This is a genomic window from Litoribacter populi, assembly GCF_007483685.1.
GTDB lineage: Bacteria > Bacteroidota > Bacteroidia > Cytophagales > Cyclobacteriaceae > Litoribacter > Litoribacter populi.
Genome location: NZ_VMKN01000002.1, coordinates 488,385 through 514,489 on the forward strand (window position 1 = coordinate 488,385; position 26,105 = coordinate 514,489).

General features: G+C 38.2%; 17 protein-coding genes. 8 read left to right on the forward strand and 9 right to left on the reverse strand.

Annotated elements, in window-relative coordinates; all coding sequences use genetic code 11:
* The first annotated feature begins 107 nt into the window (after positions 1-107).
* From FPL27_RS17910 to FPL27_RS17935, 6 genes are all read left to right on the forward strand, one after another.
* Positions 108-1,478 (forward strand): undecaprenyl-phosphate glucose phosphotransferase, encoded by a 1,371-nt coding sequence (locus FPL27_RS17910; protein WP_143962597.1) that lies wholly within the window; start codon positions 108-110, stop codon positions 1,476-1,478.
* A gap of 924 nt (positions 1,479-2,402) precedes the next feature.
* Entirely contained in the window at positions 2,403-3,461 is a 1,059-nt protein-coding gene (locus FPL27_RS17915) for a polysaccharide lyase (protein WP_143962598.1), read from the forward strand.
* Between the two features lie 1,022 nt (positions 3,462-4,483).
* Positions 4,484-5,752 carry a polysaccharide lyase gene (locus FPL27_RS17920; RefSeq protein ID WP_143962599.1) on the forward strand — a complete coding sequence of 423 codons (1,269 nt, stop codon included), beginning with the start codon at positions 4,484-4,486 and terminating at the stop codon, positions 5,750-5,752.
* 1,035 nt (positions 5,753-6,787) lie between these two features.
* On the forward strand, positions 6,788-7,714 hold the full coding sequence (locus tag FPL27_RS17925; RefSeq protein ID WP_143962600.1) for a polysaccharide lyase: 927 nt from the start codon (positions 6,788-6,790) through the stop codon (positions 7,712-7,714).
* 139 nt (positions 7,715-7,853) lie between these two features.
* Entirely contained in the window at positions 7,854-8,660 is an 807-nt protein-coding gene (locus tag FPL27_RS17930) for a polysaccharide lyase (RefSeq protein ID WP_143962601.1), read from the forward strand.
* A gap of 307 nt (positions 8,661-8,967) precedes the next feature.
* Positions 8,968-9,870, forward strand: coding sequence for a polysaccharide deacetylase family protein (locus tag FPL27_RS17935; protein WP_143962602.1), 903 nt, complete (start codon positions 8,968-8,970; stop codon positions 9,868-9,870).
* 22 nt (positions 9,871-9,892) lie between these two features.
* Here FPL27_RS17935 and FPL27_RS17940 read toward each other — a convergent pair whose 3' ends face one another.
* On the reverse strand, positions 9,893-11,476 hold the full coding sequence (locus FPL27_RS17940) for a GNAT family N-acetyltransferase (protein ID WP_143962603.1): 1,584 nt from the start codon (positions 11,474-11,476) through the stop codon (positions 9,893-9,895).
* Between the two features lie 154 nt (positions 11,477-11,630).
* Here FPL27_RS17940 and FPL27_RS17945 point away from each other — a divergent pair, with 154 nt between their 5' ends.
* Entirely contained in the window at positions 11,631-12,677 is a 1,047-nt protein-coding gene (locus FPL27_RS17945) for a 50S ribosomal protein L11 methyltransferase (RefSeq protein ID WP_143962604.1), read from the forward strand.
* Between the two features lie 36 nt (positions 12,678-12,713).
* A complete protein-coding gene (locus FPL27_RS17950; RefSeq protein ID WP_143962605.1) occupies positions 12,714-13,766 on the forward strand; it encodes a methionyl-tRNA formyltransferase in 1,053 nt (350 codons plus the stop codon).
* A 3-nt stretch (positions 13,767-13,769) separates the two neighbouring features.
* On the opposite strand, the gene FPL27_RS17955 is transcribed toward FPL27_RS17950, so the two are convergent.
* The 8 genes from FPL27_RS17955 to FPL27_RS17990 form a co-directional block, all read right to left on the reverse strand.
* Positions 13,770-15,410 (reverse strand): GNAT family N-acetyltransferase, encoded by a 1,641-nt coding sequence (locus tag FPL27_RS17955; protein ID WP_143962606.1) that lies wholly within the window; start codon positions 15,408-15,410, stop codon positions 13,770-13,772.
* Positions 15,411-15,440: 30 nt separating this feature from the next.
* Entirely contained in the window at positions 15,441-17,078 is a 1,638-nt protein-coding gene (locus FPL27_RS17960; protein WP_143962607.1) for a GNAT family N-acetyltransferase, read from the reverse strand.
* A gap of 21 nt (positions 17,079-17,099) precedes the next feature.
* On the reverse strand, positions 17,100-18,773 hold the full coding sequence (locus tag FPL27_RS17965; RefSeq protein WP_143962608.1) for a GNAT family N-acetyltransferase: 1,674 nt from the start codon (positions 18,771-18,773) through the stop codon (positions 17,100-17,102).
* Positions 18,774-18,845: 72 nt separating this feature from the next.
* Entirely contained in the window at positions 18,846-20,471 is a 1,626-nt protein-coding gene (locus FPL27_RS17970; protein WP_143962609.1) for a GNAT family N-acetyltransferase, read from the reverse strand.
* 166 nt (positions 20,472-20,637) lie between these two features.
* Positions 20,638-21,753, reverse strand: coding sequence for a DegT/DnrJ/EryC1/StrS family aminotransferase (locus FPL27_RS17975; RefSeq protein WP_143962610.1), 1,116 nt, complete (start codon positions 21,751-21,753; stop codon positions 20,638-20,640).
* A 54-nt stretch (positions 21,754-21,807) separates the two neighbouring features.
* Complete coding sequence (locus FPL27_RS17980) at positions 21,808-23,481, reverse strand: GNAT family N-acetyltransferase (RefSeq protein ID WP_143962611.1); 1,674 nt, start codon at positions 23,479-23,481, stop codon at positions 21,808-21,810.
* Positions 23,482-23,769: 288 nt separating this feature from the next.
* Entirely contained in the window at positions 23,770-25,074 is a 1,305-nt protein-coding gene (locus FPL27_RS17985; RefSeq protein WP_143962612.1) for a nucleotide sugar dehydrogenase, read from the reverse strand.
* A gap of 1 nt (position 25,075) precedes the next feature.
* The gene (locus FPL27_RS17990) at positions 25,076-26,098 is read right to left on the reverse strand and encodes a DUF354 domain-containing protein (RefSeq protein WP_143962613.1); all 1,023 of its coding nucleotides are present in this window, start codon (positions 26,096-26,098) and stop codon (positions 25,076-25,078) included.
* Positions 26,099-26,105 lie beyond the last annotated feature (7 nt).

The following is a 26,105-nucleotide window of genomic DNA, read 5'->3' on the forward strand; positions in this document are numbered from 1 at the left end:
CAACATTACAATTACCTCAGAGTAAAAATCGGCCAGTCAATTGACTGTAGAAACGCAAATTACAATGCAGAATTGATTTTTGAATTAATTTTTATTCCAAACATATTATGTCTAGATCGGAAAAAATTTTAGCAACCTTCTTCTTTATATGGGACATCATCACCCTGATGGCGGCATTTGCCCTCTCCGTATCCCTCTTTCAAGAAGAACTAGTTATTATGAATGAGTGGATGATATTAGCGGGGGTTCTTGGCATTTGGTTCATCATCGGCTACTGGAGAAAGCTGTACTATCTCAAATGGAACAAAACTCTGGAGTCCCGACCATTTCGGTACTTGAAAGCTTATCTCATCCTTATTGCGGTAGTCGCACTTTTATACCATATTCTTTCTTTCCCTTCATTTGAAAGAAACATCATTTTAGCCTTTTCACTGGGTTTCCCAGTAATGGGATTTACTTCGAACTTCTTTATCAACAATATCGTGAACAGAATTAACCAAAATAGAAACGTGAAACATACACTAGTGGCCGGAGTAGGAAATGCCGCAGCCAACGTATATGACTATTATAAGTCCAATCCAAACAAGTATGCTGTAAAGGGCTTCATAAAATGCAAAAAAGAAGAAGCTTTGATCGATCAGGATCAGATTGTAGGCGATGTAAACAATCTAAATGATATCCTTTGCGACAATGAGGTGGATGAAATTGTAATCGCCATCCCAGTGAAGCCTTCTAAAAAGATCAAAAAGATCATGCAGGCTGCTGATTACCACGGCAAGCGAGTGCGATACATCCCTGATTATAGTGAGTTGTTTGGCAAAAATTACAAATCCGTGAAATACGGAGAGATGGATTCGATCAACACCCGTCAGTTGCCATTGGATGAAACTACATCTTATGTGGCTAAGGAATTCTTCGATCTGTTTTTCTCCACCATGGCTCTGATCTTCCTATCTCCACTCCTTCTTATTGTAGCCGCATTGATCAAACTTGATTCTCCAGGACCTATTCTTTATTGCCCACTTAGAATCGGAAAAAACGGCAAGGCTTTCAGAGTTTTCAAATTCAGAACAATGAAGGAATGTGATGCTACCGGTAACAAGTCAACTCAAGAGAATGATCCAAGAATCACCCGAGTAGGTAAATACCTTAGAAAATATAGCATTGATGAGCTGCCTCAGTTTTTGAACGTATTCTTTGGCGATATGAGTGTCGTAGGACCAAGACCACACAGAAGCCAGTTAAACCAGCAGTTCCAAGAATCTACTGAGCAGTATATGCTAAGACATTACTTCAAACCAGGTATCACGGGATGGGCACAGGTTAACGGATGGAGAGGCCCAACGAACACATTGGAACAAAAACAACAAAGAACCGCCCATGACCTTTGGTACATTGAAAACTGGAAGTTCGCATTAGATCTGAAAATCATATACATGACGATCTTTGGAAAGAAAACTCATTCATCCGCTTTTTAACCTTTAAATTTTAAATAACATCAAAAAAGGATCTGGCTCGCGCCAGATCCTTTTTTTTATTTTAGTTAGCTCGGAGAAGAACTTCAACAACCTCCACCTTGCACCTTTAAGGTTTTTACCATAAAATTGAATCCACCGGCATAATCAGTCAATTTTTTGAACCTTTCTAATATTCAATATTCCTTTTTCACTCTACTACCTATCAAATAATTACCAAAAGACCTCATAAACCTACCTATTAAATCCTTCATCATATTAATCATTTTGCAAAAAAAGATAAATTTTACATTTACGTTTTTAAACTTTTAACACACAAAAAACAACCATTTAAATATTATTTTTAATTAAATGGAACTTAGATGATCGGCCTAAGTAAAGAGGTCTCTACCAAACAAAAATTACCAGTAGCCTTACATAAATCATTTATATCGGAAAAAGCCAATTTTTCAGACATACAGTGAATTTTCCTTGCAAAGAACCTATATCCCTACCTCAAGTACATTTTACAAGTCTGTAAAATATAATATCCCAACTCAGTCTTTAAATAATTACAAGTTTTTTGAACTTATTTCTAATTGATAAAAAAACCAAAATATCTATCTATTGTATTAATTAATATCAAAAAAAGCTAATTATTTTTTTATAAATCATGGAATAAGTAAATTTTTCGATTTACAATAATACCTATCCATCCGGGGTTTATAATAGCAAGTGCGGCAAATGAAGCCGCCTCCTAAAATTAATTCGAACTCTAACCCCAGCCTTATGACAACGAATAAAGGAGACCCCAAAAAAAATTAACTAACAGTGCTAGCCGGAGGGATTACTGAATACGAGCCCTTATTGATTATTGAGAACATCCTCTAAAGTTGCACAACATCATAAACCAATCCCAAAAAATTTACAAAATTAACCAGTAATCGAATGCAAAGTTTGACAAAAGTGGCTTACATCGTAGGCCTTTCCACCCTAGGCCTAGCCACCATCTCCTGCGACACAACAGGACAGGATGAATTCACCGAAGAAATGAGCGCGTTGAGATCCGTCTCCGCCAATGTTTTAATTAATGAAGACTTTATGGGCAGCAACCCATTCAGCCAAGTCCATCAACAACTTCCTGTCAGCCATTCATTCAACGCGGTGGAAGATCCACAAGACAGAAGTAATCGAGTAGGAAGATTTGAATTGAGACAAGACGACCCTATTCAAAGTAACGGTAAAAGATCCGAGGTTCTTTTCCCTGCTCAGGATAACAGAGACAGATGGTATTCGTACTCCCTATACCTTCCTGCAAATACCTTTGAAAGAGATAGCGATAATGATATCATCTCTCAGTGGCACCAAGCCGGTGGTGGTAGCCCTTCTACTACAGTAAGAGTTCACAATGATAGATTCTTAGTGAAGTCTGGAAACAGAAAAGAAGACAGAAAAGATTTCGATCTTGGAGCAGCAACTAAAGATGTATGGCATGACTTTGTATTTCACATCGTTCACTCTCCTGGTAGCGACGGATTACTTGAAGTGTGGCACAATGGTGAGAAAATCCTTGAAGAAAGAGGCGGAAACATGTATGACATGGACCTTCCAAGATGGAAAGTCGGTATCTACAAAGCCTCTTGGATGAGAAGAGACACTGATACTCAAATGAGAGCACTGATGTTTGACAACGTAAGAATTGGTAACCAGCGAGCAAATCTTGAAGAAATGATGGTAGCAAGAAACTCCTCTAGTGCGACCTCCGGATCTACTTCAGAAAGCACATCAGGTGGAGGATCTACTTCAGAAAGCAGCAGCTCTTCATCAAGCAGCTCTAGCAACACAAGCTCAAGTAGTTCTAATGACGACACTAGCTCAAGCAGCTCCTCTAGTAGCAGCAGTTCTTCTTCACAAGTGGACGAAGATAATAATGATGACGAAAGAAGAGGTTGGAGAAGAAACAGAAGACCTTCTAGAAGAAGCTGGGGATGGGGATGGAGAAGATAATTTAATTGCTTCTTATTCCTAACCGAAAAGTAGCCTACGGGCTACTTTTTTTTTTTGTTTCAAGGCTGTCTATTTAAAGGCAGCTTTTTACTTTTCCGATTACAGATGTTCAACCTAATTGACATTTACCTAGAGTAAGTTAATGAATACTACCTCTCCGTATGCCCTCTAGTTAATAAATGCAACGTATGCTTCAAACTTGGCTGAGACAGCTTAAAGATTTATCCCACACTTTCCTTCAGTTTTTAAAACTCCGTATTCCACACTTTTTACTTAAAAATATGAACAATATTGGAACTTAATTCCACCACTCTCAAAACCCATTATGTTATCAATCCAATTTTTTTATTTTACTAATCACAATAATATTAGGGTAAATATAACTTTTCCAATTTCATAAAGAAATATACCATCAAAGCAACCCATTTAAAAAATGACTAATTATGGATATAAATGTACGTCTAATCACTTCCACACACTGGGGAAAAAGCTTACACATTCATAAAACTTATTAAGCTGCAAATAAGCCATTTATATATTTATTAAGCAATACATATACATTTTTAGACAGTTTAAACACGATTTTTAACAAATGCAAGCGATTGGCAAAGACACTAAATTGACTAACTTCCTTTGATTATTTTTACCTACAAGAGGTACATTAATACCAAATTCTTAAAGTTCAATTCCATCCTTCTCTAAGTGCTAATTCTTTTATCTGTCTATTAACTACCAGAAATTTGTGAGCAATTGCATTTTATATACTGTAAACCGTGTGATGGGCTTCAGGTAAAATACCACAACTCTACAATACAATAATATTATTATAATAATATTTAAAATATATTTATTATTGTTTTTTCGGCTTAAACCTTAAAAGAAGTCAATTATTGAGGAATAATTCTTGGCTATTAGGAAATTAAATAAAATGGTGAGGGCAAGATTTCAAATAGAACATAAGCCCTTTCGAATTTTTGCCCTCGCCTTTTTTCCAGCAAACACCTAATAGTATTTAGTTTCCCATGAGAAAGTTAACAAAAGCAACCTACTTCATTGGCCTCTTATCCCTAGGCCTTGCAACTGTTTCTTGCGACACTGCCGGTTTTGACGAGCATCCGGAAGAAACCGCAACATTGAGATCCTCCTCTTCCAGCATTTTGATGGCTGAAGATTTTACTGGTAGCAACCCATTGGGCCAGGTACACCAGCAATTTGGAACAAACCATGCATTCAATGTTGTTGAAGATCCCCGTGATAGAAGTAACCAAGTGGGTAAATTTGAACTTCGATATGGAGACCCGGTTCAGTCAAATGGAATCCGCTCTGAAGTTTTGTTCCCCGCACAAGCTGATAAGGAAAGATGGTATTCTTATTCCATTTATGTTCCGTCCGATGATTTTGAACACGATAGTGATAATGACATTATAGCCCAATGGCATCAAACCGGTGGAGGCAGCCCAGCTACTACCCTAAGAATTCACGATGGCAAATGGTTAGTAAAGTCTGGAAGGACTAAAGACGAAAGAGAGGATTTTATTTTTGGTGATGTTGAAAAAGACAAATGGCATGAGTTTGTATTTCACTTTGTTCACTCTCACGGTAGTGATGGACTACTAGAGGTATGGCATAATGGCGAGAAAGTAATGGAGGAAAAAGGCGGCAATATGCATGATCTAGAACTTCCACGTTGGAAAGTCGGTATATATAAAGCTTCATGGAGAAGTAGAACAACCGACACTGACTTAAGGGTACTTTATTTTGACAACTTATTGGTTGGAGATAAAAATGCAGATTTAGAGACTATGAGTCCTAGAGCTAGAGCTTCTGCATCAGCAGAGGCTGAGGAAGAAAGAAAGGCTGAGGAAGAAGCGAGAGCTCAAGCCGAGGCTGAGAAAAAAGCAGAAGAAGAAGCGAGAGCCAAAGAGGAAGCAGAAAAAAAAGCAGCGGAAGAAGCGGCAGCAGCAGCAGCAGCTGAAGCTGAAGCAAAGGCAGCCGCCGAAGCTAAAGCACAAGAAGAAGCCAGAGCACAAGCGGAAGCAGCAGCCCAGGCTGAAGCTGCAGCACAAGCAGCAGCAGCAGCGGCGGAGCAGGATGCAAAAGCAGCAGAGCAGCAGAATACATCTCAGCCAGCCGCGTCCAGTAGCCCACAGCCCCAAAGGCCTACCCCTCCGGCTCCATCGAATCCCGAATCCCCAAACACTAGTCCTAGTACTGGAAGTGAATCTGAAACACCAACCGTCCCCTATAATTCGCACCAGCGTGAAGAACAACGCGGAAATGGTGGTAGATAAATTCAAATTAAATCAATCCCAAAGGCAACCCTCATAAAGGGTTGCCTTTTTTTATACCTTATACATAAGCTAAAGTATTCATCACACCCTATCCCCACACTATTCCCCACCCTCTGGTATGTTCAGGATTTAATTTGGTTACCAAATTCAACTTTATACTCTCATAAATATCCCTACAACGAACTATTACCTTATAGCCACACTCTATTACCCAATAATCACTTTTAAAATTCGAGCATTATCCTAACCTATTCTATAAAATTGAAGCGATTTTATAACTTTTCTAATATTTTAATTAACTAAATCTTGTGAGAGAAAGTATTATCAAACCTTTATAGGTAATTCTTATTCTACAAAATGGGGAAAAAAATTACCCACATTTATAAGCAAACAAATTGTCTTAAAGCCATTTAAATATAAAAACACATTTACATTTACGTTTTACAGTTATTAATACTCATTTTTAATCAATTCATATAATTCATGAAACCTTTTACTTAGTCACCATTAGTTTGCAAAAATCACCAGGTAATTAAAGTTATGTTCCATATTGGTTAATTTATATTTAAGCTGTTTTTCTTTAAAATTTTAATTTTTCATGTTCAGACCCTAACAATACATCTGCGAGACACGGCTGAAAACAGCAAGAACTTCCTTTTAATTAGCCTACTGGATTGGTAATAAAGAACCTCAAATTCGAACAGAAAACCAGAATAATTATAATTAATTATCTATTTTTTATTATATATCATCCAAGTTTATTAAAAGAAGTTAATTTTCGAGGTATAATAATTGGCTTAGGCAGACTGTTATTACAATATCACAAACCAAAATATTCACCATAAACGACAAGAGATGAAAGACAGGAGTAGAGGAAGTCCCAACATTAAATATTAAATCTAATCCTTGAAATGTACGATAAGTAAGATGACATAAGCCCTTAAAATTTATTCCCATCCCACTTTTCGAGCAGAGTAAACCCAACCCCAGCAAAATTTTAAAAAAATACCCAGCAATTAAATTATCGAAAACAAAATGCAAAGTTTAAGAAGCAAATTTACCTTATTTGTAGGCCTATCAATCCTAGGCCTAGCGACTGTTTCATGTGACACTACAGGTCATGAAGAATTCACTGAAGAAATGGGTGCGTTAAGATCAACCTCCGCAAACGTTCTTCTTCAAGAAGATTTCCTTGGCAGCAACCCATTTGGACAAGTCCACAAGCAGTTTGGCACCAACCACGCTTTCAATGTAACTGAAGATCCAAGAGACAGAAGCAACAAAGCAGGTCGATTTGAACTAAGAAAAAACGATCCAATCACCAGTAATGGCAAGAGATCAGAAGTACTTTTCCCTGCTCAAGACAACAGAGACAGATGGTACTCCTATTCAGTTTACCTACCTTCCAGCGGATTTAGAACTGATAGAGACAACGATATCATCACACAATGGCACCAAGCAGGAGGAGGAAGCCCTGCGACTACTGTTAGAGTCCAAAATGATAGATTCCTAGTTAAATCTGGTAATACTAAAGAAAGCAGAAAAGACTTTGACCTTGGTGTAGCAACAAAGGATGTATGGCATGACTTCGTGTTCCACATCGTACATTCACCAAATAGTGACGGGCTTGTTGAAGTATGGCACAATGGTGAAAAAATCCTAACTCAAAAAGGCGGTAACATGTATCCTTTGGAAATGCCAAGATGGAAAGTAGGTATCTACAAAGCATCTTGGGCTAATAGAGACACTGATACAAATGTCAGAGTGTTGATGTTTGACAATATCAAGCTTGGCAACCAAAGAGCAGACTTGACTGAAATGCTAATTGGTACTGCAACTGCATCTGCTACAGCCGTTTCGACCAGCACTTCTACCTCTAGTTCCTCTTCTACAAGTGTAAGTTCTTCTTCCAGCTCTACAGAAACTAGAAGAATACCTTCTAGAAGAAGATGGTGGAGATAACTATAACCCCAAAGAAAAAGGTGGCCTAAGGGTCGCCTTTTTTTATACCCAGGCACCTGATTGGCAGCCATTTTTTATAACTAAATGGCGTTGGATTTGTAGTATATATAAACAGATTTACAAACCCATATTTTCAGCCATGCAGTTGTTATTGAAATCAGCAACCTTTTTTTGTCTAACCGCATTAGCATTGATAGTTACCGGCTATGACGCGACCGCCATCCGAGCGTTATCTATGGCCGTTGAGCAGACCATTAATCCTCCAAAGCTTCTGATCGAAGAAGATTTTAACGGAAAGAATCCTTTTGGACAAGTTCATCAGCAATTTGGCACAGATCATGCCTTCACAGTGGTAGATGACCCCGCAGGAGGACGGAACAAGGTGGGACGATTTGAACTTCGAGAAGAAGATCCAATCCAGAGTAATGGAAAACGAAGCGAAGTGTTATTTCCCCCTCAGGACAACAACGACCGATGGTATTCATATTCAGTTTATGTACCTTCTGAGCATTTCAATTGGGATCATGATAATGACATTATTTCCCAATGGCATCAGGCCACAGGAGGAAGTCCCGCTACTACTTTTAGGATCCATCAAGATAGGTTCATGTTCCGCACTGGAAATAAAAAGGCTACTCGCAAGGATTATTACTTGGGTAAAGTCGACAAGGACCAATGGCATCATTTCATTTTCCACATAATCCATGATCATGGAAAGGATGGGTTAGTGGAAGTATGGCAAAATGGAGAGAAAATTTTGGAACACAAAGGAGGCAATATGTATGATACGGACCTCCCCCGGTGGAAAGTAGGGATTTATAAGGCCTCATGGGCAAAACGCAAAACAAACTCAACCAAAAGGGTTATTTACTTTGACAATATTAAGTTAGGAAGTGAGCAGACAAGCTTTGATGATTTGGCATTAGCAATCCAAAAATTGGAATAATTTCAGGCCTTATAATTCATTGTTTAATTTTTAAAGTAAAAAATATTATATTTACGGAACACTAACCAAGTCATGTAGAAGCTTCTGACACACTTCTGCCAATAAATCCGGATTTTTATTTTCCTGAACGGGTTTTGATAAAAGCAGAATCATTTAGACCTAACATTTTATCAACACTGTTGTTCATTAAATAGAAAAGATAGATCAAATCCATGTAGCATAGTTCTTATTCTTTGCTACATCAAACCTTAAAGTAAAATAATACCTAGAGCAATAGACTAGGTTTAGATTTTTTGTAAAGTATATTATGAAGAAAAATTTAAGAAATGTAGTTGCATTTCCTTTGGCAAAACTCCTTATCAAGCTTGGGTTCGTAAAACGAGCCCTAAAGAAGGCTAAGGAAGGTGATTTCATTTTGTCGGTATATTTCCATAACCCTTCAAAAGTGGAATTTGAGAAGACAATTGTTTGGCTGAAAAGTGAGGGTATGACCTTTATCTCCCCAGAACAATTGGAAAACATTATTGACAATAATCTTGAAATGCCTAAAGGAGCTGTATTATTGACCGTTGACGATGGGTGGCAATCCAATGAGGAAAACATCGTGGAAATTGCCAACAGATTCCAGGTGCCCGTTACAATTTTCTTTTCCACTGAAGCTATAGAAGAGGGTACTTACTGGTGGTCTTATTTTTTGAAAGGAGGAAGTAAAGGTTATCCTTCCGTGAAGGAACTGAAAAAAGTTTCGAACAATGAGCGCATGGCTACTTTGGAGAAAATAAAAGGTACTGTAACTCTGAAAAGAGAAGCTATGACCCTAGATCAATTAAGAAGCACTTCTCTTTCAAAATACATTACTGTTGGAGCACATACCCATACCCATCCCATCCTGACAAACTGTGACGATGAAAAAGCCTACGAAGAACTGCGCCTTTCTAAGGAAAAACTGGAAGAATGGACCGGTAAAGAAATAAAATATTTTGCTTACCCCAATGGAAACTATGGAATCAGGGAGATATACATGCTTGAAACTTTAGGGTTTAAAATGGCTTTTGCAAACTACCCATCCTATTTGACTAAGCAGAAGATGTACAAAAAAATGGAAATTCCTCGCTTTGGATTTTTAGAAGGAGCTACATTTGAGGAAAACATGTGTAGAATTGCCGGAATATGGCATACTACTACCAAAAAAATAAAAAAGAGGTCCTAGTAGACCTCTTTTTTATTATTGCTTACGATAAATATTTTGAAGCATGTTTGGGTAAAATAATTTTGATTACCTCCCCTATTTCCTTTGAAGAATCAGAGCTCAGGGTATTTTTAACCAAATTAATAAAGTCTGTAGTACATGTTGTTATTTCAGCCATACCCCCCACGGAATTTATCCAAAGACACCCAATTAACTTCCCTTTTTCACTCTTGGTAAAACAGGTGTCCCCATTTTTAAACCGCGACAGCGCATCAATTAGAAACTCTCGCTTAGTTAAACTCTCGTGTTTTGGCTTATAGGTTAATAGCTCAGCTAAATTATTTTTCTCAAAATCAGTATTTAATGCCTTTTCTATCTCCATGCAAGATATGTTTTTCTCCACCTTCATGTATGGATTGCCTGTCTGGATAAAAAAAACCAAATTTAAGTAATCTCTTTGCTTATGGTATAATTTTAACTTTTCTCTCAACTCTTCCCTCTCAAAATTTAAATGTGGTTTATTTTCAAGTAAAGACCAAAGTCTTTCTTTTAACTTGTCCTTAAGCCCTTCCTTTTTACTTAAGGCGTCCTCTAGATTTTCGGCTGCGGGTATAAACAACTCATAAACTTCATCATAACTATTGGCTATACGTTTTTTATAGTCTAGCATCCCAGTGGATAGATCTAGTGTATCAAAACCCTCATTTTCCAAATGTTGTATCAGGTGAATAAAACTTAAAAAGCCAGGAGAATAGTAGTCATATAATGGGGAATGACAATTCAGACCTGATCCATGGCACCAGCCATCTTTTCCGATGGTTCCAGTGATACCCGCCAGTATATCACCATCAAGCTTGAGCACTATCCCAAACATTAACCCCTTACGAAACATTTCTTTAAATAAAATAGATCTATAGGGGTTTTTTTGAAAGGGAAACATACCATAAAGGGCTCCTTTTCTAAAATCGGATTGGATCATGAGAACATCCAAAGCCTCATCAAACCTACCCGCATCTTTGATAAACTCAACCTCAAAGGCCCCGTATCTTTTTAAGCGATTGTTGTTACTTTTAAAATCTTTTTTTCGTGCAAGCTTGTCAATCGAAGGGTCTCTTAAATTTACTAAGGGGCGGGTGGAAGAAGTAAACTTGACTCCTGCCACATCTTGGACAGCTCCAAGCCAGCCCAATGGAATTCCTGCAGGCAACTGCTCCATTCGAATGCTTGAAAGAGGAAATTGCCTACGCAATTCCTCAACAGCCCTTTTAAAAAAACTGCTGCCTATATCATCTAAACTAATCCAAGCATGGTAGTGCGCATCATTTACACCTGCCCCAGTAATTCTGCCATCTGCAGTTTCAAATGAAAGCGGTAAAAATGCCTTCAATATTTCATCTTCTATTAAAACCAGAAGAAGAGGTTGATATTGCTTTTTATATACTTCATGAAACATATAAAAAAATTCTAACCCTTGAAAAACAGTAGCCCATTTACAGGCTTCAAAAAGTTTATTCCATTGGTTGGCGTAATCTTTTTGTTCTAAAAATTCATAAACCTCTTTTCCCAAAAAAATTTGCACCTCAGATATCCCTTCAGGTGAAAGGCTTAAGGAGTCATCAAGTTTCATAGTAGTAATTTTTATATTCGATAGATTATTCTTTAAAATTCACCAACAAAGATTAATTAGATCAACAAAAATGAAAAAATATTTGTCAACACTAAAGTTTCAGGTTTTTTCATTAACTTAGAAATAGTAAGCAAAAACAAAACCATTCTACTTTATGAAACACTTTTTCAAAACTATTCTTCGGCAATCTTATTTAAAATGGAAAAAATTCAAAAAGGAGAGCCCACTCTTTCAATCTCTTATCTATTCTTTTGACAACAAATCATCTTTTGAAAAAATCGACCAACATGAACGCATGTTGGCGGATACTACTCGAATGGACATCTATTTTCGAGCTATTCAAAAGTATGTTAAAGATGGAGATACAGTTGTTGACCTTGGAACAGGTACAGGTATTTTAGCCTTTTTTGCCTCGCAAAGAAATGTAAAAAAAGTTTATGCCATTGACCACGGAAACGTAATCAACTACGCCAAAAAAGTAGCCGAGGCCAACAACCTTAAAAACATTGAATTCATCCAACAGCACAGCGGTCAATTTAACCCACCCGAAAAAATAGATGTAATTCTTCATGAGCAAATTGGGGATTTCCTCATTAATGAAGATATGATCAGGAATCTTCTGGACCTTAAGAAGCGTCTGCTAAAATCAGGAGGGATCATGCTGCCAAGCATTTTTGAAATGTATTTTGAACCTATCACCATGGCCCCCGGCAGAAATACACCCTTTTTATGGGAACATAACTTCAACGGTATAGATTATTCTCCTACTAAGGATTTTCTCAATAGTGATGAAAGCCCTCTATCCAAACCGGAAATATTTATTTATATCCAACCTGGGGATGCAGAGTCTTTCTTAGCCAACCCAAAGCCGGTTACCAAATTTGATATCATGCAAATTGACAATGATATATTTTTGAAAGAACTTACCTTCGAGCAGAAAATTGTTAAAAATGGTAAATTAGATGGCTTTGCTCTATACTTTAGAATCATTTTTGATGAAGAACTCGTGATTGATAATTCGCCATTCGAAAAACCTACACATTGGTTACCTTCCATTTTTAGAGTTGAACCTGTCGAGCTGAGGGAAGGAGATATGTTACGTATCAACCTCAATATCCCAGACCCAACCAATGAAGAATTATGGAATTTTAATTTCGAGAAAGTGCGAATTGAAGAAAACAGTTTGTTAACGGAAACTTAAGCTTTAACCAGTTTAACTTTTTTAACGTAAATTTTTATGAGTGAAAAAATTAAGCTCCTTTATATGGGGCCGGATTACCCGCATGTCTTAGATAAAAGCAAAAAAGTAGATATTAGGGCAGTGGCAAAGCTTTCAGAATTATATGAGATGCCAGTTCGCAATATTGCGGAAAGGCATTTCATGGAAGCATATAAGTCTATTTGCAAAGGGGATTATGATTCATCTAGGAAGTATTTAAAAAGGTACAGAAAACTAAAATTCCTGGCTAATGAACTAGTTACAAGTTTTGAAACATATTTAGAGACTTTAATAACCAAGAAAATAACAATCCTTGACACCACTGCCGATGACATAGCAGAAAGGATAAATCAACTAGGAATTAAATTATTTTTGGTGAACGGCTGGACCATGTTGCCGGCCAGTTTTCTTTCAATTCCAGAGCTTGGTAGTATAAACGTACATCCTTCAAAACTCCCACAATACAGAGGCTCATTGCCATTATTATGGGTGTTGAAAAATAAGGACACAACAAGCGCGATCTCCTACATCCTTCTCAACGCAGCCATGGATGGAGGTAAATTAATCCGTCAGGTTGAATACACAGTAGATAAAAATGACGACCCTATATCGCTGGAAAAGAAAACCATGAACGTTATCAATGATTCTTTGGTCGAAACGGTAGATAAATATGTTGAGGGAGAATTAACTCCCATAGATCAAGATCATGAAAAAGCATCTAAAACTGCCAGGTACAATAATTACAAAAAAATAGATTTCTTAGAAGAAACTGCCCGAGATATTAATCATAAAATCATCAATTACGCTTACTATGACCCTACGGCTCCAAGCTATTTTAAGCTGGCTGGACAAAAAATCAAATTATCAGGATGTATAGGTCCTGTTCAATCTTCCATTGCGCCAGGTACCATACAAATGAACTTCCCTTTTCTATATATAGGGGCGAAAGATGGCGCACTAAAATTTAGTATGATTGAGAATTTCGGTCTAAAAGACACTGCAAAAATTATATCAATGCTATTGATCAAGGACCCTTTTTCTTTTCAAAAGGAAATTACAATTTCTAGCTAAAATTTATAAATCCAAAGTCTTAAAAAGCGAAGAGTCAACTCTTCGCTTTTTTGTTGCGGCTACAAATATTTTTTTTCTTTCTGGGTGTAAGTATATTGCTGTATGAAGCAATTTTTGAAAAACATCCTGCTCCAAAGACTCCTCAGCTAAATAGATTTTTTCCAACAACAAAGATCCTTTTGGCAATTCAGGATTGAATGAGTTTACGGCTTTTTTCTGCTCATCAAACCTTATCCAAACGCAAGCCTGCAGCATTCCATTTTCGACTGTGGTTAGGCAACTCTGCCCTGCCTCCAGTCTTCGCATAGCCTCATCTAAAAACTCCCAGCGTGTGGTTAAAGATTTACCGCTTTGGTATAAAAGCAGATCCTTCAAACTATTCAAATTAACCTCTTCTGATTTAGTCAATGAAGTTCTGTCTCCAACAAACTCGTAGACTCTCGGGATTTCCGATTTTTTGAATGGATTTATAATAGACTTATTACTTATTGCTAATTTCAATTTCTGCTTCCAAATGGCTCTTTTCTTCCTGAAGTCTCTCAAACCGTAATTATCAACACCCATTTTCATCAGTTTCCCCTTCAAATACTGATGTAAAGACTCCTTGGCATCTGCTTTCTTCTTACTTTTAGCAGAAGCGAAAACACGTAGCTCGTAAGCGATATCATTTTTAGTAGCCAAGGATTGTTTATAACCATCTGCCCCTGGAGTCAGATCAAATGAATGAAAGCCTTCTTCACTTAGTTTTTGACCTAACATAAGAAAATGTAAGATCCCAGGGGAATGTTTAGCCAAGGTCGGAGAATGTGTATTTATTCCTTGAAGATGAACCCATCCCTTACCCATTACACCCACATTGGAAGCGATAATCTCATCATCTACCTTAAGGACAGTTGTATGCAGAAGGTCATGCTTAAAAAGGCTAAGTAAAAACTTTTTCCTTAATGGATCATCCTGAAAAAAAACCGCATCGAACATAGCTCCTTTTCTGAAATCACTCTGAATGGCTAGTTCATCAAAAATTTGCTCAAACTCATCATAAGAATCCACCCTGCCAAAGGTCAAGTCCCCCAGTCGTTTCAAGCGGCGAATCTTTTCTTTTTTATTCTTCTTTTTAAGTTCTTTATCGGCATATTCCCAGTCTACAGCTTGAACAGGCTGAGCTACTTCTTTCAAAAAGGTATTGGAAGCCCAGGCTGTTTCCCTAAACAATTGAACAGGGGTATTGGGTGGCAGATATTTCAAGTGCAGTTCCTTATTGGGGAATTTCTTTTGTAACCCCAGTAAGGCGGTAGCAATAAAGCTGGATTCAGCTTTTCTGGTCAGCCAAACCTGATATTCAGAAATAGCCTCTCCCGCCCCTATCAATTTCTTTCCATCAACGGCAATGGCTAGAATACCTGCTAACCCCTTATCATCGTATTCATATACCAATACCGGTTCATATTGATGATAATATAATTTGTACCACTCACTTGCAAACCCTGGCCGTTGAAATGCTGTCGCCCATTTGCAATTTTGGTATAAAGTCTCCCAATCACTCAAAAATTCCAGGTCTTCGATTTTTTCCAAGACTTGCTGTCCTATCAAAATCTGGAAAGTTGTTGGCTTTTGTATAGTTTTCTTGATAGTCAATTCTTCCATAAAATCTTAAATAAAAAATCATCGGTATGATCAAGCTAAAGCCTCAAAACCATTAGCTGTGGATAAGTATATGTTACGGCCCGGGTTATCTCCCTGTAAATGATTCACACACCCCCTCAGAAATGAAGGGAATTGTGTTTTAATATCAGGGTGAAGGTATACATCTTTTAATGTATAACCATCAGGGTAACCTTTCGCATGTTTTTCATTTGAATCCATTATCCAAATAGATGCCAATAGCATTCCATTTTCACACCATGTGAATAACTCCTGACCCTCTTCTAATTTAGACATGGCTGTTTGCAAATATTCCCACCGGGAATATTGTGTGCCTAATTCCTCAAAACACAGCAGGTCCTTGATTTGGTTTTTCTTTATATCATTTATGGGGTCAGCTAACTTGACTTGACTGGACTGCACAGCCGGAGAGGTGTTTTTCTTGAAAAAATTAAGTTTATCTTTTTTTAATAAATCAAACCTATGAGACAACAGGTAAGCCTTTTTAATAAAATTCATTTCAACACTCATAGGTCTTAGGCCTTTCTTTTCCCAGTAAGCATGCAACTGTTTTTTCAAAAGTCTTTTCATTCTAAAAACAAAGTTGTCAGTCAGAATAAGGCTATATACGGTATCATGAGAGGTGGCCATCTTCTCTTTGTATTTATCTCCACCAGGCGTAAGGTCAAACACCTCAAAGCCTTCTTCAGCTAAATGATTGCCTAAATGGAGAAAATGCAAAATCCCGGGAGAGTGCTTGGCATAAAATGGCGAATGCGTATTGAACCCTTGTAGGTGGACCCAGTCCTTTCCAAAAACCGCACCCATAGACCCAATAATATGCTCGTCAAGCTTTAATAAAGTCACATGTAGCACACCTTGATTGAACATATCCAGCATAAAGTCCTTCCGAGCAGGATAATCTTTAAATTGGTTTTTATTAAACATAACTCCCTGACGGAAATCATATTGAACAGCCAAATCATCTAATACTTCCTTAAACCTCTCCAGAGATTCAACTTTTTCGAAACTGACCTTCCCCACTCTCTTCAGCCGATTCAATTTTGTCTTATACTGCTTATTGATCTTAAAGGCCTTTTTTGAATTCGGATTGTCATACCTCAATAATGGACGCTTATGGGGTTGCAAAACTGACTTTTTCCTCCATTCAGACTGTTCCAGCCAATCCATCGGGGCGTCTGCCGGAATAAATCTAAACATTAAATTTCCCTTCGGAAAAGCTGCCTTGATTTGACGGATTGCGTGCAAGGCGAATTCGTTCCCTCCATCTTCAGAAGTCACCCAAGTCTGATATTCTGCATCAAACCCTCCTGCACCCATTATCTTAACATTTTTGCGCCTAAGCAAATCCTCCGATTTCTTGGATGTCAGAATAGCCATGGTAAGTATGCCTTTAAGCTTACTGCCATCCATCTGAATTACCACAATTGGAAATGCATCATTTGCATAAGCTTTATACCACGAGTTGACAAACTGAGGACTTTGAAAAGCTGTCGCCCAAGGACAAGATTCAATCAGGCGCGCCCATTTATTCACAAAACCAGACTCGACTATCATATCCAAAGCTGTCTGACCTGTCAATAATACAACCTTTCCATTTTTCTCCACCTTCTCAAACGTAAAAGTATATTCACTTACCAGATCTTGCATATCGTAAACGTTTTCATAAACTTAACCTGCCTTAAAGCAGTTTAAATTCTCAATTAAAAATTTATAGTCTTTGCTAAGGAGTGCTTTAATGTGGCCCTTAACCGGCATCTGTTGGACTATAGCCTTAAAAAAGCCAGAAAACTCTTTCTTGAATTGTGGCTTACAATAGAAATGATACATTACATGATCTTCCTCCGAAAAGACCGTGGATAATTCCTCGCTTTTCACAATAGCCTTTCCATTTGCCACCCAAATACAGGCCATGAGCTCCGTATTACGAGATACGCAATACACATCCTCTCCCCTCTCCATAGATTTCATAAAGTGGGTCAATGCCTCCCATCGCGTTGCTTGATTACCTTCAGACCAATAAAGCAATAAATCTTCCAAATGATTTTTTTTCACTTTGAAAGATAATTGCTCACAATCCTCTTTTTTGTTTATTTCATATACATTCTCAAGCCTGACCTTAGGGTTGTCATACAATTTAGGTAATCCTCTTTTGGTCAAATTCTTTGCCCGATGTTTCCAAATATGGAGTTCTTTACGGACATCATTCTCTACAGAAACCGGCCTTCTACCCTGCCTGAGCATAAGTTCATCAAATTCTACCCTAGCTTTTCCCTTGAGTATTGCCTTTTTAGAATTCGAAATTATCAATCCATAAGTAACATCTCTATCGGTAGCCAATCTTTCCTTATATTCATCTCCTCCTGGTGTCAAGTCGAAAACCATATTTTCATCCTTGGAAAGCATCTCACTCAAGAGTACAAAATGCACAAATCCAGGCGAATGAACCGCATGTTCAGGCGAATGGGTGTTTATCCCTCCAAGGTGTATCCAATTTTGCCCAGTTACAGCTATGATGGAAGCAATAATTTCACCATCCAAGGTCAGAATGGTCGAATGAAGCAGTCCCGCATCAAAAAGCCTCATCATGAGATCAGTCTTCTTCGGGTTATCTTGAAAGTGCTTTTTGTTAAACATAGCCCCTTGTCGAAAATCAAACTGCAAGGCTAAAGCGGGTAACATATCAGCATACTCATTTCTGTCAGTAACCTCTTTAAACTCCAGCTTTCCGCTACGTTTCAGCCTATTTAGCTTAGTTTTATAGCTTCTCTTTTTGAAAAATTTAGGCAATTCGGGATCGCTCATCCTCATAAGAGGACGTCCCCATTCTTGTAGTGCACACTTGGCAGACCAAGCAGGTTCGCTCACCCAATCCACCGGGATTTTAGCTGGCAAATATTTAAGATGTATTTCTGCAGTAGGAAAGGTTTTTAGCAAAAGTGCCAATGCTTCTTTGATGAAACTTACCTCCAAACCCCTTTCAGCCAACCAACCTTGATACTCCGCATAATGGTAACCAACTCCCTTAACTTTAAATGTTTTTTGTTCCAAAACGGCATTAGCCTCAACATTTAGTGGCAGAAGCGCTTTAAGGTTACCATTTTCAAACTGAGCAATGATGATTGGAGTATACTCCTGTTCAAAAACCTCATAAAAACATTTAGCAAATGACGGACTAAAAAAAGCGTTTGACCATTCGCATGAATAGTAAAGGGAATCCCAGTCCTCCAAGAATTTATCATCCCCTAAAAGTGCGTATACTTCATCGGCTATAAATAATGAGGTACCTTCTTTCATTGAGACCTTCCTCGCCACATCCTCTTTACTAACTATAGTTTCCTCCATTCCACAATAATTTGAATGATAGCAAAAATTTAAAACTCAATTTTTTTCAAAAATCTAAGCAAGTCCTCGATCTTAATGTACAAAGCTTTCTACCATTTTTTCAAGGTGCTTTTCAGCTGGTCCAAGCTTCACTTCTATATTTTCTACTCCATCCTGCTTAAGCTTTTTCAAGACAGATTCAAAAAATTCCTGCTCACTACCCTCTACTTCCTCATCGAAATAAAAATCATAAACTAAAACATATTCCTCTTCGGTTTGCTCATTTTTCTCCTTCTTAAACCAAATTGAGGCTAGCAACACCTCATCCTTAGCCCAGGTAAAGCTCTCCTCACCGGCCTCCATTTTTCTCATACCTTCACTATAAAATTCCCATCGGGTAGCTTTCTCTCCATCAAACTGATAATCTAAAAGATCTTTCAAATTGTTACGTTTTAATGTGATTGGAGCCGAATCAGGCACCTGCCCATTAAGACTGAGGTTATAGGATTGAAAGACAGGCTTCTTGAGCTTTGATTTCACAAATTGGGAAAGGTATTTTTTCATACCCTTTTCCTTCATGATGTATTTTTCTTTATCTATATGTAATTTGATAGTGTATGGATTGTGCCCTTTACTAAGGATCCAGTCATACAGTTTGATTTTAAAACGCTTATCCGCTCTAAACACAGGGTCTAAGGTCACCGTCATTTTATATACAGTCTCTACCTTGCTCGCCAATCGCATTTTGTATGGATCATCACCTGGTGTCAAGTCAAAAAACTTGTGATTTTTCTCATTTGATAAATGGTCAAACAACAACAAGAACTGAATATACCCTGGTGAATAATATGAATAGGATGGCAAATGAAAATTAATCCCTCCCAAAATGGCTCTACCTTTGCCATGCACTGAGGCAATTCCGGCAATAATATCATCCTCCGTTTTAAAAATAGTCACCCTTAACAACCCTCTTTTGAACAAGTCTAAAAGGAATTTTTTATTTGTTGGAGATTCACTAAAAGGAAACTGATTGAACATCGCTGCTTGGCGGAAATCATACTTTGCCCCCAAGTCATCAATAATAGACTCAAATACCTCATAATCCTTCACTTCCTCAAATTCACCAATCCTTTTCATTCGGTTGATGCGTTTACGATCTCTTTTGGAGATTTTATAGTTATCCAAATCAACTACAGCTCTGTTGAACGGCTGAAACACACATAGCTTCCCAAGTTCAGGGTCTGCCTCCACCCAATCCATAGGTGTTTCTGGCGTAAGGTGTCTCATGGAAATATGCTGTCCAGGGAACATTTTTAGTAGTTTCCTGAAACTTGTACACACAAAATAAGTACTATCCTCCCTGCTTGTAAGCCAAGCATGATAATCTGCCTCACCGTGACCTGCACCAACCAGATAGCAGTTTTTCTTTCTTTTTGATCTACCAGGAGGATTTATAGCTAAGGTTAATAGTCCTGTTAAAAAGCCATCTTGCTCCATTTTAACAATGACGGGGGTATATTTTTGATGAGTTAGGGTATAAGTACTAGTTACGAATTGACGTGACTGAAATACGGTAGCCCAAGCACAGCTTTCATATAAACTATCCCATTGTTCACAAAACTGCTTGTTTTCTAGCAGGGCAAACGCATCCTTCCCAACTACAATATCAATGGTCCTCTCACTAGATGTAGTTTTAGTAGACATTTCCATTACTTCCATATCAAAAATATAATTCAGGTTACAAAGTTTTTAAAAGCGCTGATGCCGCTGATTTTATTAACACAATTTCCATACTAAACCTGCGGTTACTTGATACAAATCTGAAATTTATCCCCGAAAAAGGCAATTTACACCATTTAACAGCTTCGTTTTGATGGACTTACCTTTATAACTGTACTACTGGTAAGCACTCTTTTACTGCATTTATAATTTTATCCAGCTCTTTCACCGAAAGATCTTGATGAACCGGTAGGGCCATGACACCTTCACGCAGCTCAATACTGAATGGAAATTCCTCACGTGGAAGCGTCGGGTGGGGATTAAGCCAAAAAAGTTGACCTATCACGCCTTTCTTTTTTAATCTAGCCAAGAATTCCTTTGCATCATCCATTTTGATTGGGAAGGCAAACGGGCTTGCCCCTTCCGGTAACTCATTAAATGGTGGCGGTACCAATTCACCTAGTTTGCTGAGCATATATCGGTAATTATCCCTTCTTTTCGCTGCAGTATTCTCATCCAATAGCAAAGGCAAAAGCTTCATGGTCATAGAAGAAGCGCGAGTGGTGGGGTCACCTAATTCAAGTTCCTTTTCATTAGACTCGTTCTTTACCTTTTTATATACATTCATGGCATTGTTGAAACCCAAGTGTAAACCAGCCACTTCCCCCCTTTGTTCGGACACAAAATTAATATGACGCTTAACCATCTTCCACACTCCTGATGGTGATGTGGCATAATTGTCCTTTAAGGGTTTTTTGGATACCAAAGCCCCACCATCAGGCAATCCATAAGTTTTATAAAGGCAGTAAATCGAGAAATCGCCATGGGATCCCACCGGAATCCCATCCCTTTCAGCCAAAAAGGCTTGAGCTGCATCTTCGATCAACATGATATTTCTCTCGTCGCACCATTTTCTCCAGAAAGCAGCATTTTGCGGAAAACCTAAGTAATGGGTAATGTATAAAGCCCTCACATTGGTAGTCATTAGATGGTCCAATTCTTCTGGATTCGGCTCTAATTTTTCAGTGAGTTCATAATATTTCAATTGAATATCCAAGTCACAAAGTGCCTGAATTTCGGAACCGTGGTGGTATCCGGGCACCAATAACGCATCATCCTTTCCCCAGCCCAAAGACTTACAGGCATTGTACATTGCATGACGGGCTCTAGAATATATTTGCAAATTCTCCTGATCCAAGGGAAAAGGTCTATAATTAGTTGGTTTTCGGAAATGTACATTTAAAGGGAGTACAGGCCACATTCCGAATCTACATATTTTCATATTATCTTGGTAAAAGTAATTTTTTAATAAAAATTATCTGTTAATAACTCCGGCTTAAACCGTCCCATTGCTTTCAAATCCAGCCTCTTGTAAGATTTTAAAAAGTCGGGTATCATAACCTGGGACTTTTGCCTTGACTATTTTTCCTTTTTGCTGGATTTTTTCAGCCACTTGATTTATAAATGCATTGAAGTCATTTACAATAGAAGGATGAATGTAGAAATCCTTAATTATCGGCACTTCTTCATCCGCATCTTCACCCACCCAGACACATGCTTTTAAATCCCCATCTTTTACCCAAGTAAAAGACGTTTCTCCTGTTTCAAATTTCCGCATAGTTTCCTGCAGATACTCCCATTTACTTAAAGTCGTACCTCCTCCGGTGAATCCCAGGTTATCTTTCAAACTGTTCTTTTGAATGGGTAATTTGCTAGTGGCCGAGTCTACTTCCAAAGCAAGTAATTTCGGTGTGACCTTTTTGCCAGCCAATCGCTTTTTGATTGCCGTAAAAACCACATCCTTTTCTTTCCAAAGTCTCATTCTGCTTTTAAGCAGATAAAACTTACGTTTTATATTCAATTCCACCGACATTGGACGGATGCTGGCCCTCACCAGCATGCTCATGATGGCCTTACGGATGCTACGTTTTATTTTGAAAGTCTTATTTTGAGTGAAAAGTAACGTGTACACATAATCGTGATAGTTCGCCATTCTCTCCTTATAAAGATCACCTCCGGCAGTAAGATCAAACACTTCAAAACCCTCCTCCGAAAGCATCTGTTGGAGCATTATAAAATGTACAAATCCTGGAGAGTTTTTCCCGTGAAATGGTGTATGGGTATTTATTGCACCCAAATGAGCCCATTCCTTGTGAGTTACAGCCACGATGGATGCTAGGATTTCTTCCCCATCACGCATCACGGTTACATGAAGTATATTTTTTTTGAACAACTCCACAAGTAAGTCCTTCATCTCTGGAGCATCCCGAAATGGAAATTTGTTGAACATTGCCCCTTGCCGGAAGTCGTACTGATCTGTCAAATCTGGTAAAATCCTTTTGAATTCCTCCAAATCCGTGATTTTGCTAAATTCAAAGCCTTCCAGCCTCTTAAGCCTGTTGCGTTTATTTTTGAATTCTTTTTTTGTAAAAAGTTTTGGGAATTCAGGCTCTGTCATTTTGATCAATACCCTTCTGAAAGACTGAACAATACAATGCTTTTTCCAATAAGGATCTAACTCCACCCAGTCTAGACATTCGCCGTTTGGAACAAACCTTAAAAAAATATCACTCTTCGGGTAGCTTTCAATTACTTTTTTGAGAGCTGATTTGATGAATACCTCACTACGGTGCGGTTCAGATAGCCATACCTGATACTCAGCTCTATAGTGGCCAGCACCCAAAATTTTCAAACGATCGTATTTTCTGATCGGCCCGGAGTTCGGCTTTACTGCTGCCAAGCATAGCAGCCCGATCAAATCATCTCCTTGCATGGACTGCACTACAATAGGATAATAACTTCCTCGGTAATGCTTATACCAAGTGCTAATAAAATCTCTAGATTGAAAAACTGTCTTCCAAGGACATTTCTCAAAAAGTTGATCCCAACGGTTTTGATTTTCATTATTTTCCAAAAAATCAAAAACCTCGTCTCCCACCAACACCTTCATTTCCACTTGGCTAATAGTTTTGTTTTTATTATCGCTCAAATCTTTTACGGGACTAATCATACTCACCAGTTTCTATAGGTACAAAATCAAATACGCTGATGCAGGAAAAAACTTCGGGGTTAGCAGGGTAAACTGAAAAGTGACTTCCCCTTACCTCCAATCAGGTATATTTCAAACACTGTCAAGGTTTGCAAAAGACTTGAGCAAGCCCAGTTCTATACTGAGCTTGCCTTTGTCAATTAATCTTTTGACATATAAAAACTATTCAAATTCTATTCCTTTTCGAAACATTTATATCAATTTACTGAAAAAAAATAATTATTTAAATAAAAATTTTAATTTTACTAATTACCAGCAAAGACCAGCATACTGTGGTAGCTCTTTTAACTCATCCACTCTAACCAAATCGATAACTTCTTTATCTTTCAAGAGATCAAAATACTTGCAGCCTTCAAAGTTTCGGTGATTTACAATTATTACATCGTTGTTCTTAATAGCTGCTTCCAAATCAGTTGACAATAGCTCTGACAAGTGAGGTAATCTTTCGTTGATGTAAGCCTCATTGGCTCCAATCAGCTTGGACATATGTACGTTCTCATCATAAATGGTAATGTTATATCCTTTACCAATGAGCATCTCAGCCAAATCTACAGATGGACTATATCTCAAGTCATCTGTCCCCTCTTTAAAACTAAGACCAACAAAACAAATGTTTTTCTTACCAGACTTGGTTACCAACTCAAACGCTGATTTTTTCTGGTTTTCATTCGAAGCCTCAATGCCAGATAGCACAGGCGTATATAAATAGTTATCATGTCCTAATGTTACCAAGCCTTTGAGATCTTTCGGCAGGCAACTACCTCCATATGCAAAGCCTGGCTTGAAATAAGCGGGTGAAATGTTCAAATGTGTGTCGCTACAGAAAAGCTCCATTACCTTGTGGGAATCTATCCCCATTGTCTTACAAATGTTACCTACCTCATTGGCAAATACAATCTTAAGTGCGTGGTAGCTATTGTTAACATACTTAATGATCTCTGCAATCCTGATATCGGTTTTCTTGATTGGCGCGTCAAGCTCTTGATATAGCGAAGCTACCATTTCCAAGGCTTGCTCGTGATCTCCTCCCACTACGGTTACTGAAGGATTATAATAGTCCTTTACAGCTGTTCCTTCTCTCAAAAACTCAGGGTTAGAAACTACAGAGAAATGCTTACCTCTTTCCTTTCCAGAAAATTCCTCCACGATTTTCCCAAATTTCTCATTGGTACCAGGAAGCACAGTACTTCTGATTGTAATTACGTGGAATCGGTCTTTATCCTTTAATGCTTCTCCTATCTGCTCTGCCGTTTTATAAATATATGACAGGTTCAAATGCCCCTGTGGAGAAGATGGCGTACCCACACAGATGATACTCAAATCTGTATCAAGCACCGCTGCTTTAGCATCTAAAGTAGCCTTTATTCTGCCCTGCTCATGGTTCTCCTTAATAATTGTGTCAATATCCTTCTCTAAAATAGTGGGTTGTCCATTATTGATTAGGTCTACTTTAAAAGAACTTACATCGACACCGGTAAGGTGGTGGCCATTTTTTGCTAGGCAACCCAAACTCACACAGCCGACATATCCTAATCCAAAAACTGAAATCTTCATATCAATTGTTTTTATAATTGTTTATTTGGTTTTTCATAAATGCATTCATATCATCCCAATCTACCAGCAGCTTGCCGCGCACTTTTTCCTGCTTGTTTTCATCAAATTCCTCGGCAATGGTCTCATTGATAAATGGGATTGCTTCTTCTTTCGGAAGATGTTGCAAAAGCCCTAGCCCCATCAGAAGCTCGTTAGCCTTCATTTTTCTAATACCGCAATACACGCTTGGAACACCAAGCATAGCCCCTTCTCTGGCCATACTGTCTCCAGAGGAAATTACCAGTTTGCTATAGTAGATAAGAGAATGAATATCCCCCACAGGTTCTTCCAAGATAGTCCAATGCTTAGGGAATTTATCTGCAATGGTCTTGTCCTCTAGAGATAGCAAAACCTTTGCCTTAGGGTCCATTTTGGGAGAAAACTTGCAAACAATCGCATCATCCTGATCATAATAGTTGAACGACTTGTTGCTCACTTCTCTGACAAACACGTACTCATGCGGTTTGACCCCGTATTTATCCAACACGGAAGGATCTGGATTAAACCTATTGGGACTCAAATAACTCCATTCCTTCAGGCAATTGAAAATGCTTGTTTTCTTGTCCTTCTCCACTATTGGCGGAAAGAACAATTGCTTGGAAAGCTTGGCGTTGATCGTGTTTATTTTACCACGCTCAGGATCATCGTAAAACTGGATCACTGGCACACCGCTAAGCCTACCCGCAAGTGCTAATGGAATACTACTGGCTGCAATGCAAATGTTATATTTGTTCTTTCTGATCATATTCAGAAAGGTGAATGTCCTTTTGACGTTACCATCCCACATGATAGACCATTTGGTACCCTTGCTACTTCCCACTGGCACGGTATGAAATCCCTCATACTCGCGTTCGATGATTTTTGGAAGCTTTCCTCTTTCCAAATAACAAATGGTCACCTCCCAACCTTCCTTTTCGAGATCTCTCGAAAGGCCTTTGAAAAGATTCAATTGCGCAGGATGCTTAATGTCGATTAAAATTTTCATCGTCTGA

Excerpts from the sequence above, each read along its gene's own strand:
- FPL27_RS17980 (WP_143962611.1), bottom strand. The coding sequence starts at position 23,481 with ATGATTAGTCCCGTAAAAGATTTGAGCGATAATAAAAACAAAACTATT.
- FPL27_RS17935 (WP_143962602.1), top strand. The coding sequence starts at position 8,968 with ATGAAGAAAAATTTAAGAAATGTAGTTGCATTTCCTTTGGCAAAACTC.
- FPL27_RS17970 (WP_143962609.1), bottom strand. The coding sequence starts at position 20,471 with ATGGAAGTAATGGAAATGTCTACTAAAACTACATCTAGTGAGAGGACC.
- FPL27_RS17920 (WP_143962599.1), top strand. The coding sequence starts at position 4,484 with ATGAGAAAGTTAACAAAAGCAACCTACTTCATTGGCCTCTTATCCCTA.
- FPL27_RS17950 (WP_143962605.1), top strand. The coding sequence starts at position 12,714 with ATGAGTGAAAAAATTAAGCTCCTTTATATGGGGCCGGATTACCCGCAT.
- FPL27_RS17990 (WP_143962613.1), bottom strand. The coding sequence starts at position 26,098 with ATGAAAATTTTAATCGACATTAAGCATCCTGCGCAATTGAATCTTTTC.
- FPL27_RS17925 (WP_143962600.1), top strand. The coding sequence starts at position 6,788 with ATGCAAAGTTTAAGAAGCAAATTTACCTTATTTGTAGGCCTATCAATC.
- FPL27_RS17985 (WP_143962612.1), bottom strand. The coding sequence starts at position 25,074 with ATGAAGATTTCAGTTTTTGGATTAGGATATGTCGGCTGTGTGAGTTTG.
- FPL27_RS17945 (WP_143962604.1), top strand. The coding sequence starts at position 11,631 with ATGAAACACTTTTTCAAAACTATTCTTCGGCAATCTTATTTAAAATGG.
- FPL27_RS17965 (WP_143962608.1), bottom strand. The coding sequence starts at position 18,773 with ATGGAGGAAACTATAGTTAGTAAAGAGGATGTGGCGAGGAAGGTCTCA.
- FPL27_RS17915 (WP_143962598.1), top strand. The coding sequence starts at position 2,403 with ATGCAAAGTTTGACAAAAGTGGCTTACATCGTAGGCCTTTCCACCCTA.
- FPL27_RS17955 (WP_143962606.1), bottom strand. The coding sequence starts at position 15,410 with ATGGAAGAATTGACTATCAAGAAAACTATACAAAAGCCAACAACTTTC.
- FPL27_RS17910 (WP_143962597.1), top strand. The coding sequence starts at position 108 with ATGTCTAGATCGGAAAAAATTTTAGCAACCTTCTTCTTTATATGGGAC.
- FPL27_RS17940 (WP_143962603.1), bottom strand. The coding sequence starts at position 11,476 with ATGAAACTTGATGACTCCTTAAGCCTTTCACCTGAAGGGATATCTGAG.
- FPL27_RS17930 (WP_143962601.1), top strand. The coding sequence starts at position 7,854 with ATGCAGTTGTTATTGAAATCAGCAACCTTTTTTTGTCTAACCGCATTA.
- FPL27_RS17960 (WP_143962607.1), bottom strand. The coding sequence starts at position 17,078 with ATGCAAGATCTGGTAAGTGAATATACTTTTACGTTTGAGAAGGTGGAG.
- FPL27_RS17975 (WP_143962610.1), bottom strand. The coding sequence starts at position 21,753 with ATGAAAATATGTAGATTCGGAATGTGGCCTGTACTCCCTTTAAATGTA.